This is a genomic window from Microbacterium sp. DMC48 (assembly GCF_056313825.1).
The window spans coordinates 515,123-529,475 of the sequence record NZ_JBQUZN010000003.1; the positions used below are offsets into that span (position 1 = coordinate 515,123).

At 63.4% G+C, this 14,353-nt stretch carries 14 protein-coding genes; 2 read left to right on the plus strand and 12 right to left on the minus strand.

From position 1 onward, the window contains the following. Nucleotides 1-34: 34 nt before the first annotated feature. Nucleotides 35-439, plus strand: a complete 405-nt coding sequence (locus tag ACT53O_RS02405; RefSeq protein ID WP_239498529.1) for a DUF4406 domain-containing protein — start codon at nt 35-37, stop codon at nt 437-439. A gap of 67 nt (nt 440-506) precedes the next feature. Here ACT53O_RS02405 and ACT53O_RS02410 read toward each other — a convergent pair whose 3' ends face one another. Continuing rightward, entirely contained in the window at nt 507-1,814 is a 1,308-nt protein-coding gene (locus ACT53O_RS02410; RefSeq protein ID WP_476151221.1) for an HNH endonuclease signature motif containing protein, read from the minus strand. A gap of 163 nt (nt 1,815-1,977) precedes the next feature. On the opposite strand from ACT53O_RS02410, the gene ACT53O_RS02415 reads away from it, so the two are divergent. Continuing rightward, nucleotides 1,978-3,027 (plus strand): nuclease-related domain-containing protein, encoded by a 1,050-nt coding sequence (locus tag ACT53O_RS02415; protein WP_476151222.1) that lies wholly within the window; start codon nt 1,978-1,980, stop codon nt 3,025-3,027. Here the strand turns inward: ACT53O_RS02415 and ACT53O_RS02420 are convergent. From ACT53O_RS02420 to ACT53O_RS02470, 11 genes are all read right to left on the minus strand, one after another. Then, complete coding sequence (locus ACT53O_RS02420; protein WP_476151223.1) at nt 2,982-3,779, minus strand: G5 domain-containing protein; 798 nt, start codon at nt 3,777-3,779, stop codon at nt 2,982-2,984. The two genes, ACT53O_RS02415 and ACT53O_RS02420, sit on opposite strands and share 46 nt — an antisense overlap. Nucleotides 3,780-3,864: 85 nt before the next feature. Beyond that, nucleotides 3,865-5,274, minus strand: a complete 1,410-nt coding sequence (locus tag ACT53O_RS02425) for a sugar nucleotide-binding protein (protein ID WP_476151224.1) — start codon at nt 5,272-5,274, stop codon at nt 3,865-3,867. Between the two features lie 4 nt (nt 5,275-5,278). Then, entirely contained in the window at nt 5,279-6,280 is a 1,002-nt protein-coding gene (gene rfbB, locus ACT53O_RS02430; protein ID WP_476151225.1) for a dTDP-glucose 4,6-dehydratase, read from the minus strand. Continuing rightward, complete coding sequence (gene rfbA, locus ACT53O_RS02435) at nt 6,280-7,149, minus strand: glucose-1-phosphate thymidylyltransferase RfbA (protein WP_476151226.1); 870 nt, start codon at nt 7,147-7,149, stop codon at nt 6,280-6,282. Before rfbA ends, rfbB begins: the two co-directional genes overlap by 1 nt. A 64-nt stretch (nt 7,150-7,213) precedes the next feature. After that, nucleotides 7,214-8,524, minus strand: a complete 1,311-nt coding sequence (locus ACT53O_RS02440) for a UDP-glucose dehydrogenase family protein (protein WP_476151227.1) — start codon at nt 8,522-8,524, stop codon at nt 7,214-7,216. A gap of 58 nt (nt 8,525-8,582) precedes the next feature. Beyond that, the gene (locus tag ACT53O_RS02445) at nt 8,583-9,779 is read right to left on the minus strand and encodes an oligosaccharide repeat unit polymerase (protein ID WP_476151228.1); all 1,197 of its coding nucleotides are present in this window, start codon (nt 9,777-9,779) and stop codon (nt 8,583-8,585) included. Nucleotides 9,780-9,898: 119 nt separating this feature from the next. Next, nucleotides 9,899-11,008 (minus strand): hypothetical protein, encoded by a 1,110-nt coding sequence (locus tag ACT53O_RS02450; RefSeq protein WP_476151229.1) that lies wholly within the window; start codon nt 11,006-11,008, stop codon nt 9,899-9,901. After that, complete coding sequence (locus ACT53O_RS02455; RefSeq protein ID WP_135948558.1) at nt 11,005-11,493, minus strand: LbetaH domain-containing protein; 489 nt, start codon at nt 11,491-11,493, stop codon at nt 11,005-11,007. The genes ACT53O_RS02450 and ACT53O_RS02455 overlap by 4 nt, the downstream gene beginning before the upstream one ends. After that, on the minus strand, nt 11,490-12,620 hold the full coding sequence (locus ACT53O_RS02460) for a glycosyltransferase family 4 protein (RefSeq protein ID WP_167487078.1): 1,131 nt from the start codon (nt 12,618-12,620) through the stop codon (nt 11,490-11,492). The genes ACT53O_RS02455 and ACT53O_RS02460 overlap by 4 nt, the downstream gene beginning before the upstream one ends. Continuing rightward, complete coding sequence (locus ACT53O_RS02465) at nt 12,617-13,576, minus strand: NAD-dependent epimerase/dehydratase family protein (RefSeq protein ID WP_476151230.1); 960 nt, start codon at nt 13,574-13,576, stop codon at nt 12,617-12,619. The genes ACT53O_RS02460 and ACT53O_RS02465 overlap by 4 nt, the downstream gene beginning before the upstream one ends. Then, nucleotides 13,573-14,352, minus strand: a complete 780-nt coding sequence (locus tag ACT53O_RS02470; protein WP_476151231.1) for a glycosyltransferase — start codon at nt 14,350-14,352, stop codon at nt 13,573-13,575. The genes ACT53O_RS02465 and ACT53O_RS02470 overlap by 4 nt, the downstream gene beginning before the upstream one ends. Nucleotide 14,353: the final 1 nt, after the last annotated feature.

Genomic DNA, 14,353 nt, shown 5'->3' on the forward strand with positions numbered 1-14,353 from the left:
TTGTTTTTGCACGTTATGTCTTAGTGTAGCCGACATGAGTACGTCTTTGATGATCTTGATCGCCGGCCCCTACGCATCCGGCACCGATGGTGACCCCGCGCTGATGGCGAAGAACCTGAAACGGCTCGAGACGGCGGCGTGGCCGCTGTTTCGAGCCGGCCACCTGCCGATGATCGGCGAATGGGTGGCGCTGCCGGTGCTCGACAGCGCGGGGGCGACGGGCCCGACCGACCCGCTGGCCGCGGAGGTGATGTACCCGACGGCGGAGCGCCTGCTGCAGCGCTGCGACGCGGTGCTGCGCCTGCCGGGAGCGTCGCGCGGTGCGGATCAGGACGTCGCGATCGCCGAGGCGCGCGGCCTGCCGGTGTACTACGCCCTCGAGGACGTTCCGGGCGTGACGGCGTCGACCCTGTCGGAGGGCGCCGCACCGCTGTCGTGACGCCACCGCGCCGCGGTTCTGACGACCGCGCGCCGGTGCACGGCATGCCGGACGGCCAGCGTGCGGATCAGAACGGCGGTGCGGAGTCGGCCATCACCGGCGGTGGCGCGGGACTCACGACGAACGCGACCGGCGGCACGGGTGCGTCTTCGCGGTAGAGGCGGCCGGTCGGGGATGTCCATTCCAGAACGCCGCCGGGATGTTGTCGCACCCTCCACGCGGTGAACTGCTTCATCGAATGGTGCCGCTGGCACAGGTGGGCCAGGTTCCACAGCGCGGTGGGTCCACCCCGGGCATGGTCGATGGTGTGGTCGATCTCGCAGCGGATGGCCGCGCGGCGGCATCCGGGAAAACGGCAGTGCTGGTCGCGGGCGCGCAGGAATCGCCGCTGCGGTCCGGCGGTGCGGTACCGGTCGACCGCGATGACGGTGCCGTCGACGGGATCGGTGAGCACGCGCGCGAGCGAGTGGGTCTCGGCAGCGAGGCACCGCGCGGTGGCGGCGTCGATGGGTGCGCGGCCGACCAGGTCGACGGGCCCCTCGTCGGCGCCGAGGAGGGTGAGGGCGGGCACGATGACCTGCACCTGGGCGCGGATCGCACCGAGCGTTCCCGGCCCGTCGCCGCAGGCGGTCGGATCGAGCGCCGGCGCGCCCGTCAGCAGCAGGTCGCTGAACACGTCGGCACGCACCTGATCGGTGGTGCGCGGGTCGTCGTCGGGAGTGCGCGCATCGATGATGACCGTCGCCTGCTGCGTGAGGCGGTCCATGACCCCTTCCGCGATGACGGTCGGAACCGTCGCGATGAGGTCGGACATGCCCTGGGCGCCCGGCACCACACGCACCCGTCGGCCGCGGCTCGCCTCCGCGTGCCGTTCGGTGAACGAGCGCTCGGCGCAGCGTTCGGCGAGGATCTCGACCGCGGAACGCACCCGGTTGGGGGTGTCGGCGGCGCACAGCCGAATCGCCTCCGCCTCGAACGGGGCCTTGCGATCGGCAGGCACGCACGCCCCGGCATCCAGGATCACGCGCACGTGGGCGCGGGTGAGGCGCCCGGCCTCCCACGCCTCAAGGGTGGCAGGGTAGCTCTCGACGAGTTCGCGCGCCTCTCCGATGCGCTGCTGCACCGTGCGGTCGGTCACCCGCATGACACCGCCGAGCTCGGCGGCGATCGAACGCAGGGCCATGTCGTGCACGCGCACCGAGCCCCGCTGGGTGGCGGCCTGACGCTCGGCGAGCTGGCCGGCCCGCGCGAGCAGCCGCACCTCAGCCACCTGGGCCGCCGAGACCTCTGCCAGCACCGTCTCGGTCTCGGCGACCAGAGCCGCGAGCACGGACAGCTGGTCGCTGTCTTCGCTCATCGGCGTGGTCTCTTCCATGCCTCAAGGGTAGCGACACCCTCGGACATTTGTTCGAATGATGAGAATGACATCGACGCCACCGATGTCGCGTCATGAACCGACGCGCGCGACATCTCTCTGTGTGAACGGGGCGCCCGAGGAGGCGCTCGCGCGCGCCACCGCACGATCCGTCAGGGAGAGAATGAACACCGTACTCGCCACATCCGCCGTCGCCACACCCGCAGAGACGCCGCTGCACGTCATCCTGCTCATCGTCGCCCTCACCGCTGTGGCAGCCGCAACCGGCGCGGCCGTCGCCGTTCGGTCGCGTCTGCGGCGCCGGCTGGAAGATGCCGAGCGCGCTCACCGGGCGGAGCTCGCCGCTCACGAGGCGTCCGCGGCGGCCGTCCGTACGCGGCTCCAGCAGCAGGAGGCGATGAGCGTGCACGCGCTCGAGGCGGAGCGCATCCGACGCAGCGAGCAGGTCGATGCGCTGCTGGCCCAGCTCAGCCACGGGATGAAGTGGGAGCAGACATCGCGGGAGTTCATCCGCCGCGAGGCGGCGGCGCTTCAGGTGGATGGGGTGCTGGTGACGAACCTCTTTCTCCTCACCGCCGACGAAGGAGGTGCGCCGTTCGTCACGCAGATCGATCATCTGCTCGTGACGGCGCAGGCGATCGTGGTCGTCGAGGCGAAGCACTGGCAGGGTGTGGTCTTCGACGATGTCGATCCGGCGACGCTTCATCCCGCGCTCGCGCCGGTCTCGGCATCGCTGAAGCTTCCCTCCTCGTTCGCGATTCACCTGCGCGGCGGCAAGAACACGCCGCTGAGCGTCGATCTGCGCCCGTCTCCGCGCGCGCAGGCTCGCGCGCAGGCCGCGCACCTGTCGCGGATGCTGAAGGCGGAACACGATCAGGTGTCGTGGATTCAGACCGCCGTGCTGTACAGCCACCCCGAGGTGCGACTGTTCAGTGGCACGCGCCCCGCGGGCGACTCACGCGGCCACGTGCAGACGCCAGCGCTCGACAGCGCGTCGTTTGGCGCATTTCTCCGTGGAGCGTTGCGCCGATCGACCGATACTCCGAACGACGTCCGGTCGATCGCGCGGTCTCTCGAGCCGCATGCGGCCGATGTTGTGGGCCTGGGTGAGATGAGTGGCGAGTGGCCCGACTTCTTCCGCAGTGCCGTCTCCCCCGACGCGACGCGTCAGCCGTTGCAGGCCCAGCCGTCTCCGTCGCCGTCGAGCTTGTAGATGTCGCGGCCGACGACGCGCGCGACGCCGTCGAAGTAGGCGGGGCCGTTGCCCTTGCCGCCCGCGCAGTCGACGTCGCTGGCGATGGGCACGCAGGCGTCGGCGTAGTTCGGGTCGCAGTTGCCCGGCGCGGCGGCGGGCGGAGGAGCGGCCGGCTCGACATAGGTGCCGACGGACGTCACCTCGGTGACGGGCGGCACGGTGACGGTGTCGGAGATGAGTTCACGCTTCGTCTCCGTTCCGTCGGTGAGGGTGACGCGGTAGGTGCGCGTGCGTTCACCGTTCTGTCCCGCGGTCGTGACCGCGCTCTGTCCCTGCGCCATCGTGGAGTCGTCCACCGACGTGCGCTCGAACGGCACGACTTCGGTGACGGCCTCGTCGCGGGTGGTGACGACCGGCGTGTGCGTCGGCGTGGGCGTGGGGGTGGATGCCGCAGCCGTGCCGGTCGCCGCGACGAACGCGACCGCACCGTTCTGTTCGCCCGCCGAGCGTACGGCGACCGTGGCCGCGTTGACCGCTCCCCCGACGAGCGCGATGCCCAGCACCGCTGCTGCGCCAACGATGATGCTCGTGCGGCGCGAGAGCCCCCGCCGTGGAGCTTTCGTCGCCGCCGCCGTCGTCACCGCGGTGTCTGCGGATGCCGCGGCCCCGGTCTTCTCGGCGACGTGCGCGGTCCACGCCGTGCCGTCCCACCACCGGATCGTGTCCGCCTTGTTCGGGTCGGGATACCACCCCGGTTGCACGTTCGCCATCGACTCTCCCCAGCTCGATCAGAACGTACTCCCACCCGCGTGATCACGGCAATGGGAGCGGTACCGTGAAAAATCGAGAGTCCTCTCAGGGTGCCTCAGCACCCAGGTAGCTCTGCAGTTCCCCAGATGGTGAGAATCCGGCTTCCGTGATCTTTGTGAGGTCGAGGACGCTGTTGTGTGGTCGAGGCGCGATGGGTGCGGTGGCGCCGGCGAAGTACTCGTGGGTGGTGACGCCGGTGATGCGGTGGGGGTCGTGTCCGGTGAGGGTGAAGACGTCGCGTGCGATGTCGGCCCAGGTTTGGGGTTCGCCGCTGCTGGTGAGGTTGTAGGTGCCGTAGGGGGCGTGGGTGGTGAGGAGGTGGTGGATGCCGGCGGAGATGTCGGTGGTGAAGGTGAGGCGTCCGGTTTGGTCGTTGACGACGTTGGGGTTGATGCCGCGTTGGGCGAGGGTGGCCATGGTGCGCACGAAGTTGTTGCCGTCGCCGATGACCCAGCTGGTGCGGATGATGTAGTGGCGGGGAACGGTGGCGACGATCTGGTCGCCGGCGGCTTTGGTTTGCCCGTAGACGCCGAGGGGTGAGAGCGGGTCATCCTCGGTGTAGGGGGTGTTCTTCGTGCCGTCGAAGACGTAGTCGCTGGACACGTGCACGAGGGTGATGTTGTTGGTGGTCGCGATGCGGGCCAGGGCAGTGATGGCGGTGACGTTCGCGGCCCACGCGTCGCGGCGTCCCTCGTCGGTTTCGGCGGCATCGACCTTGGTGTACGCGGCGGCGTTGATGATGACGCTGTAGTCCCGCCACCGACGTGCGCTCTCCAGGTCGGGGGCGGTGATGTCCAGGGAGCTCCGGTCGGTGTACTCCACGTGCGCGGCGTCACCGTACTGGGCGCGGAGGGCTTTGCCGAGCTGCCCGTTCGCTCCGATGATGAGGATCCTCTTCGGCGGGATCGGGGTCACCTGTGCGAGGCGGGGGTGGTTCTTGTCCTTCTCACTGATCTCCACCTGATCCAGGGGGATGGGCCAGTCGATTCCGGCGGTCTCGTCGGCGAGGTTGAGGAAGGAGTACTCCGCGGTCGGTGACCAGTGATCATTCACGAGGTACGTGTACGCGGTGTCCGCTTCGAGGGTTTGGTAGGAGTTGCCGACGCCGCGCGGAACGAAGATCGCCTTCGACGGGTCCAGCTCCGTCGTGTACACCGCCCCGAACGTGGGGCCTTCGCGCAGGTCCACCCAGGCGCCGAAGATGCGACCGGTCGCGACCGAGACCCACTTGTCCCACGGTTCGGCGTGGATGCCGCGGGTGGTGCCGACAGCATCGTTGAAGGAGATGTTGTTCTGCACCGGCCCGAAGTCGGGCAGGCCCAGTGCGGTCATCTTCTCCCGCTGCCAGTTCTCCTTGAACCAGCCCCGCGCATCCCCATGCACCGGCAGATCGAACACCACCAGCCCCGGAATCGGGGTTTCGGTCACCGCAAGGTTCTTCCCGTACTCGGTCACCGCGTCACTGCCCCTTCGACGCGTAGAACGCCTCGACGCCGTCCTTCGCCGGCGCCCACCACGCCTCGTTCTGCTGGTACCAGTCGATCGTCGCGGCAAGACCCGCCTCGAAATCCCGGTACTGCGGCGTCCAGCCCAGCTCGGTGCGCAGCTTCGTGGAGTCGATCGCGTAGCGCAGGTCGTGGCCGGCACGGTCGGTCACGTGGTCGTAGGCGTCGGCGGGCTGACCCATGAGCTCGAGGATCAGTTCGACGACGGTCTTGTTGTCCTTCTCGCCGTCCGCGCCGATGAGGTACGTCTCGCCGATGACACCCTTGTCGAGGATCGTGAGCACGGCGGAGGAGTGGTCGTCGGCGTGGATCCAGTCGCGCACGTTCTCGCCCTTGCCGTACAGCTTCGGACGGATGCCGCGGATCACGTTCGTGATCTGGCGCGGGATGAACTTCTCGACGTGCTGGTACGGGCCGTAGTTGTTCGAGCAGTTGCTGATGGTCGCCTGCACGCCGAAGGAGCGCACCCACGCGCGCACGAGGAGGTCGGAACCCGCCTTCGTCGACGAGTACGGCGACGAGGGGTTGTAGGGGGTGTTCTCCGTGAACCGTTCCGGATCGTCCAGCTCGAGGTCCCCGTACACCTCATCGGTCGAGATGTGATGCATACGCGTCCCGTGCTTACGCGCGGCCTCCAGCAGCGTGTACGTGCCGATGATGTTCGTATCCAGGAACGGACGTGGATCGTTCAGGCTGTTGTCGTTGTGCGATTCCGCGGCGTAGTGCACCACCGCATCCGCCCCGGCGAACAGCTCGTCGACCAGCGCCGCATCGGCGATGTCGCCCTCGACGAACGCGAGCCGGTCCTCCGGGAGCCCGTCCAGCGAGGTCCGGTTTCCGGCGTACGTCAGCTTGTCGAGCACGGTGACGTGGTCGTCGGTGTGCGCGATGACGTGGTGGACGAAGTTGGAGCCGATGAAGCCGGCGCCACCGGTCACCAACAGGTTGCGTGTCATCAACGGCCCCTCTTCAACTGTTCCAGCAAGTACGTCCCGTACCCCGACTTCACCAACCCCGCCGCACGCGCCTCAAGCTCCGCATCCGACAGGAACCCTTGACGCCACGCAACCTCCTCCGGCACACCGATCTTCATCCCCGTACGCCGCTCCATCGTCCGCACATACTCACCCGCATCGAGCATCTGATCAAACGTCCCCGTGTCCAGCCATGCGGTCCCCCGCGGCAACACCTCCACCTGCAACTTGCCCGCCTCCAAGTACGCACGGTTCACATCCGTGATCTCATACTCACCACGCGGCGACGGCTTCAAGCTCCGCGCGATCTCGACCACATCGTTGTCATAGAAGTACAGACCGGGAACCGCATAGTTCGACTTCGGAACCGCTGGCTTCTCCTCCAACGACACCGCCCGCCCCGCCCCGTCGAACTCGACGACACCGTATGCTTCCGGCTCCGCGACCCAGTACGCGAACACCGCACCACCATCCACGTCGGCGAAACGCTGCAACTGCGACCCCAACCCCGGCCCATAGAGGAGGTTGTCACCCAGGACGAGAGCGACCTTGTCCGGCCCGATGTGGTCTGCACCCAGAGTGAACGCCTGTGCCAGACCATCCGGCGACGGCTGCACCTGATACGTGAGGCTGATCCCGAACTGCGACCCATCACCCAACAACCGCACAAAATGCTCCGCATCATGCGGCGTCGTGATCACCAAAATGTCCCGAATCCCCGCCAACATCAACGTCGACAACGGGTAATAAACCATCGGCTTGTCATACACAGGAACGAGCTGCTTCGACACACCTTTGGTAATAGGCCAAAGGCGCGAGCCCGAGCCACCAGCGAGAACTATTCCGCGCACGTTGTTACGTCTCCAGGATCAGGTTTGGGGGCGCCACCCAGCGCGGCGCCCCAATCGATCGGATCTAGGGCCGCCCCATCCCGTAATACGACCATCCCGCTGCGCGCCACGCGGCCGCATCGAGCCCGTTGCGGCCGTCCACGACGACGCGGCCGTCGGTGAGCGACGACGCGTGCTCAGGAGGAAGCTGGCGACGGTACTCGTCCCATTCGGTGACGAGCACGAGCGCGTCCGCGTCACGGATAGCTTCGTCACGGCCTTCTACGTAGGTGAGCTGTGGGTGGACGCGGCGTGCGTTCTCGATCGCCGCCGGGTCGGTGACTGTGACGTTCGCTCCAAGTCCGTGCAGACGCACTGCAACGTCGAGAGCGGGCGAGTCACGGATGTCGTCGGAGTGAGGCTTGAAAGCTGCCCCGAGCACCGTCACGTTCTTCTCGAAGACGGAACCTCCAAGACCGTCAACCACGAGCTGCACGGCGCGGTCGCGGCGACGCAGATTGATCTCGTCGACCTGGCGAAGAAACGCTACGGACTCCCCCCGGCCGAGTTCTTCCGCGCGCGCCGAAAATGCGCGAATATCCTTCGGCAGACAGCCACCGCCGAAGCCGATCCCGGCCTTGAGAAATTGACGGCCGATGCGCTCGTCATATCCAATCGCCTCCGCCAGCTTGCTGACGTCTGCCCCTGTTACCTCAGCGATTTCAGCCATAGCGTTAATGAAGCTGATCTTGGTAGCGAGGAACGCGTTAGCAGAAACCTTCACGAGTTCCGCGGTTGCAAGGTCTGTCACAAGGAACGGAGTTCCAGACTTTACGGCTGGGCCGTACACCTCACGAAGGGCACGTTCAGCGCGCTCGCCGCCGGCGCCATCCGGAACACCGACCACTAAACGATCCGGCTCGAGCGTGTCCTTCACAGCCCAGCCCTCTCTCAAGAACTCGGGATTCCAAACCAAAGTAGCGCCGGTCGATTCCACCTGTCCTGAGAGCCGAGTTGCTGTGCCGACGGGAACCGTCGACTTGCCAGCGACGATGTCACCTTGCTTGAGGAACGGCAACAACGCATCAATCGCCGCGTCGACAAAGGTGAGATCAGCCGCGTAACTGTCCCGTTGCTGGGGAGTACCCACCGCGATGAAGTGAACGGACGCGTTCACGACCTCCGCCATGTCCGTCGTAAAGCTGAGACGCCCCGACTCGCGGCCAGCACGAAGAAGGTCTTCGAGTCCAGGCTCGAAAAACGGGGCATGGCCCTGCGAAAGTGTGGCTACTTTCCGCTGATCCACGTCAACGCCGACAACATCGTGGCCAATCGAGGCCATCGCGGCGGCATGAACTGCTCCCAGGTAGCCACAGCCGATCACGGAAATTTTCATTGAACACCTCTCACTCACACCACACGCGGTGGCATTGACTCAATTCCGACTTTTTGTGTCACGTTCTCGCGGATCCTGTTCGCGAACGCGATGGCTGGAATTCCGGCTCAGGACCTTGCCCCTCGACGCGAGCGCGCGTTCGCTTAACGACGATTAGCCAGGCGATTAGCGCAACGAACACAGGAGCCCACACGTTTGCCAGGTCACCGCGGACGATATTTATGCCGCGCGTAACCAGAAGTACTCCGAATATCCAAGTCAGATCTGGACGTCTGGCCTCGGTCAGTCGCTCACACAAGACAACAATCAGGCCCAGGAGGAGCCCCGCTACGAGAAATCCGATCAAGTGGAAATTCAAAAACGCCTCGCCGAGGAGACCCGCAGTTGTCTCAGCACCCGTCAACTGATACCTGTCGGGCGTGAGAACAATGCTCGACCAAACGTTCCCCGGCAGCGGCTTCGCTTGCCACACCGATCGGGGAATGAGTGTCGTAACACCCGCCAAGTAGCTCGACCCGCCGACGACAGGAGGATTGGCGGCTACCAACGCGACGAGAACATCAGCCTGGGAAAGGTCCGTGCTGCGGAAAAAGCCTTCCGACGTCGAAACTCCACGGAACTCGCTGACGTACCAAGCCCCACCAAAAGAGGCAGCCAGCACCAAGGACCCTACTACGAGAATGCGAGACATATCCTTCGCATACCCACGCAAACGTCGCGAAATTCCGCGCCAAGCGAGGGCGAGAATCGGGAGAAGGAAGCTTAACAACAAACCTGATCGACTTCCCGTCAAGAAGGTGACTCCCAGCGAGACGACGATGAGGATAACTACGACGAACCGCCGGGCCCAGGAGAGCGTCCCGAGCGCTGCAGCGCCGAAAACGGCGAGCGGCGGGAGGGCATAGTATGCGAGCAAGGCGACAGGATCGTCACCGAACACGGTCTGACGAGAAGCCAAAGTCTGTTCGACGCCATGTAGCGCGACTTTGGAAATAATCACCAGGCTCAACATTGATGTCAATAGAACAAAAGCAAAGAAGCGAAGCCGGTACGGTGCGTAGTCACCGCCCAACACACGCGGGAGTGAACTCTCGCCGCGCCCGCGCGCCGAGAGCGAGACGACGGCGCTCATAACGACCCAGCATCCAACCACCATCACAGCGGCAGTAGTGAGCGAGCCGCTATCCGGAAGCGGTCCATAGATAGTCGCGCTCAGGTAGACTTCTTGAGATCCGTTAATCCAGAGCAGATCCATCGGGTAGCAGACTATAAATACGAGCCAGAACAAGGATCTCACGTAGAGCCGTCTTCTCGCCCAGACAATTATCTGGACAAGTCCAGCGATGGAAACGAAAACGAGGGAAAAGGCGGCCATCAGCGCTTCTCCTTGACAGAAATTAGCGCACCCAAAAGGACATACCCAATGACAACGTTGGTGGCGGCGAGCGCCAGTCGTGGGTCGAAATCGGCCCGCAGAATCAATAGCAACGCTGTCGTACCGAGTATGCCGCCGAGGTAAGGTGCCCAGTTCCTTCGCGCGACGTGAGCCAAACCCGAGGCAAAACCGACTACGACAGATAGCAGCGCAGACATAGCAACGGAGAATGGAATAGGCAGCAGAACACTAGTGGCAAGGATCACGGAAGAGATCGAGATCCAACCGAGCATAACAACGAGACGGTAGCGCTCGGCTTTTTCCTGCAGCATGACCGCCACTTCGGCCCGGCGCGCGAAGAGTCTTTGCACCACAACGAATCCAATAAACCCTTGAAGCGCGGAATAGCCAATCAACGAGATGTGCCAGATCTCGAATTCAGGCTCAGCTGCGACACTGGCCCGAAGCCACGTGGTGTCGTTCCTGTAGTAGAGCGAAGCGAGCAGCCCGAATACTACCCAGACATAAGCAAGCGGCCTCACAAGCGCGGGCGCCTCAAGCTGCTCTGATAGAACAGCTTGCGCTTGGCTCCGTCCCATCATCGTCAGCGCCGCACCACCGAGGCCGAGTGCGGCAGCCGCGAGCGCGAAGGCTGCCGTCGAACTGTCACGGAACACGAGAGAAGCGAGAGCGACCGCCACACAGATGAGAACCGAGCGCTGAACCTGGAAGGCTTGATAGGCCAATCCACCACGCGACGCGAGGACTCGACTAGCCGACGCACCGAGGGGTATTCCCAGACATGCACCCGAGATCGTGGCGGCAATCGGGACTACAGCGAGACTCGTTGTCCACCCAGCCAATGCGGCACTCGCAATACCTGCGACCGTGAGCACAGCCTCCACAACAACCCAGTACTTCAACAGACTAGGCGCCACCTGCACAAAGCTCGATTGGCCGGCTTGGACACCGGCGATGAAGCCAGCCGCAAACAACGTCGCCATTGCTCCGGAACCGAACAGCGTAGGAAGCAGTAGAGCGGCCGAAAGAAGTACCCAGCTGGTCGCGGCCAGACACAAGCTGAGCGCGGCCCGAATCCGGCGGCTCATGCAATCGGCAGACTGCGAACGACGCTACGTTCTGGGACATTCTGGGTGACCGTACAGTTGGCGCCAATCACGGCTCCATCACCCACAGTCAGGCCTCCCGCGACTACCGCATTGCTGTAGATTGTCACCCCTTCGCCTATCCGGGGGTACAGACCTGCACGCGAGGAGCCGATCGTCACGTTCTGATATATGCGCACCCGGGGACCGACTATCGCACCCGTGCCGATAGTGATACCCACGGGATGGGGAAGATCTATCGGCCCTTCAAAGCGCGCCCCCCTCGACACATCCGACGAGAACAGGAAGATGCAAAGCCAGCGTCCGATCAGATGCGGAGCCTTGGCCTCACTTGCGGCAAGTCGAAAGAGCCGGGCCGCCAACAAGGAAGGGTTCACGAGGCGCTTCGCAACGGACACCCGTTGTCCCGGATCTAGGTTGTAATGAAAGATCGCGTCGCCGCGAGATGCGCGCCTAGGAGTTGTCATCTGCGCACTATCCCTTCATATGCGCGAACGAGGTCCGCTACGGCATCACTCCATTGAATCGGCGCTGGTGGGCTCACTGTGGTCGCCTTCCCTAGAGCGGCGGCCAAGGCGTCCGCTGGGGTCGCTATGAGGTCCGTCGGATCAAACACAGGAGTCGACGGTCCGAGCGCATCCTGAATGTAGCTGTGCTTTGTCGTGACAATCTTCAGTCCAAGCGTCGCGGCTTCGGCATCTGCCTGCGAAACGACTTCAAACCACGCAGGATTCACATACGTCGTAGCCTGCGCAAGAATCTTCGGCAACTCGTCCTGAGGGACGGCCGGCTGGTGCACAATAGCGCTCGAGGATTCTACTAGCCGTTCAAACTCCATCGCGTATGCACGGTGCTTAGTATTTAGCGCACCAACGAACTTGACTGTAACTCCCAGCTGAAGCGCCGCTCTCGCTAGAGCGACGCTATTCTTCCGAGGTTCGATCCTCCCGACCGAAATCACGTCGAACGTGGGATCAGCGAAAGCCTCCTCGGCGGTCTTGAGGCCGCCAAAGGTGAACCCGTTACGGACTACTGAACACTGTCCGGGTGGGCGGAAGAGCCGCTCGAGATCGAGCCTCTCCCCCTCTGCCATAGGCAGGTACGCGTCGACGCTCCCGATAAGCCGATGCTGATTGCGGAAGAAGCTCGATCCACCTAACCTCCACGACGGATTCTTTGCCCTGAACAGCTTGATACGCTCCCTTGCCGCCACTGCCTGGTCGGCGGATAGCAGGAGACGCCTTGTCGACTTGTAAAAGGAATCAGCGCCATGATGGTACATAGCTTCCACGCCGTCGAAGGGGTGCCTGATCGTCGACAATGCGATCGGAGCGCCCATACGATTAGCGACACGCACGTACCCGGAGTTCTCGATGGGAAGATCCAGGTTCACAATGTGCACGACGTCCGCTCGCTCCTTCGCGAGGTCCTGCGGCGATGTGACAATCGACGAGTCCCACCCGAGAGCCGCTAAGTGAGACCGATAACGGTGAACCTTGGAAGAGTCGCCTCCGGGCTTCGTGAGAGCATCCGACCTCAGAGCGAAGACCACCCTCATCTCGAGCCGCGAATCGCCCATGGCGCCCTCGCTCAACCGTCCGACTCAAGGACCCACGCCCACTGACGCGCGATCCCTTCTTCTAGCTGAACACGGGGGCTCCATCCCAGGAACTGCCTAATCTGATGGGAGTCTCCACCCGTTCGTCGAACGTCGCCAGCCACCGCCTCATATCTATCAATGAGGACATCCCGACCTGACACATCGCGCATTATGCCCAGGACCTCATTCACTGAAACGCTGCTTCCACCGCAAACGTTTAGCACCGCACCGTTCTCTAGGGATGCGCTTTCTGCGGCTCGGATGTTGGCATCAACGATGTCATCGACGAACGTGAAATCGCGAATCTGTTCTCCGTCACCGAAGAGGGTAATGGGCCGATCATCCTTGATAGCACGCAGGAACCGAGTGAAGGCCATATCCGGGCGTTGGCGCGGACCATAAACCGTGAAATAACGAAGTGAAACGGTCGGAACTCCGAAATTGGCCGCGTAGAGAACGCACAGATGCTCGGCAGCGAGTTTTGTCACTCCGTACGGGCTTCGCGGCTGTGGGCGAAGAGTCTCCGAAGTCGGATAAGTCTCAGCATCGCCGTAAACCGAGGAGGAAGAGGCGTACACGAGCCTTTTCAGTCGCGGAGCAGTGCGCGCAGCCTCGAGAAGTTGCTGTGTCACGTCGATATTGGACTCGATATAGAACGAGAAGTCCCTGCCCCACGACTTTCGGACTCCTGGCTGGCCCGCTTGATGGAAGACGTAGTCGATGTCCACAAGGAGTTCGCGAAGGTCTAGATCGCGAAGGTCTGCTCGTAGCACGGTCAACCGCGAACCACGACGGCCAGAGTCCAGGAGCTCAAGGTTCTTCTCTTTAAGGGTCGTGTCGTAATAGTCGGTCAGGGAATCGACACCTAGTACGTCATAGCCATCTCTAAGTAGTCGGAGCGCCAGCGTGCTGCCAACGAACCCAGCGATGCCTGTGATGAGAGCTTTCATTTAGCTTCCACTCGCCTTCTATGCGGTGAGGAACCCAGGATGAGGTTCGGATACCTTGAGTAAAATTTGACCATGGAGGGCAACTCGAGCCGCCACGCAGCAAGGCTCGGGGCCTTGGTTTCGCGCGCCCACCCGTGAATCCACCTGATGTCACCTAGCACCACTGACCGGCCGCCGTGCGCCGCGTTTCGGAGCCCCAGATCGCTGTCTTCGTAATATACGAAGAAGCGCTCATCCCAGACGCCAATCTTCTTGATACGGTCGCGTGTACCTGCGACCATCGCTCCCATGAGCCAGTCAGTCTCCAGGACCTCGCCCGCCTGAGCAACGAGCAAATACCCGTCGCGTCCACCGCGATCCCGTAGGCGGTTGACAATCTTCGCCGAGAGGTATGGTCTCCCTCGCCCATTGGGCTGAAGGCTCAGATCATCGTTAACCAGCTGGGGAGCGACAAGGTCGTTGGGATTGTTCGATAGGTGTTGTGCAAGCCGACTCAAATCATCAAGCACAGGCGTCACATCGGGGTTGACAAACGCAACGTACGCGCCTTCTGTGACTTCGAATCCGATATTGTTCGCCGCGCCAAAACCTACGTTGCGCGGAAGAGGAATAACCCGTGCCCCCAGTTCTTGCGCTACCGCAACTGAGTCGTCGGAAGAGGCATTGTCGACTACGACCCATTCAACGGCGTCAGGGAGGTTGAGCTCGGACCAGTATTGGCGGAGTTTCGCAGCGCTATTGTACGTGACAGTTATGAGCGACCACCTGGCAGACATC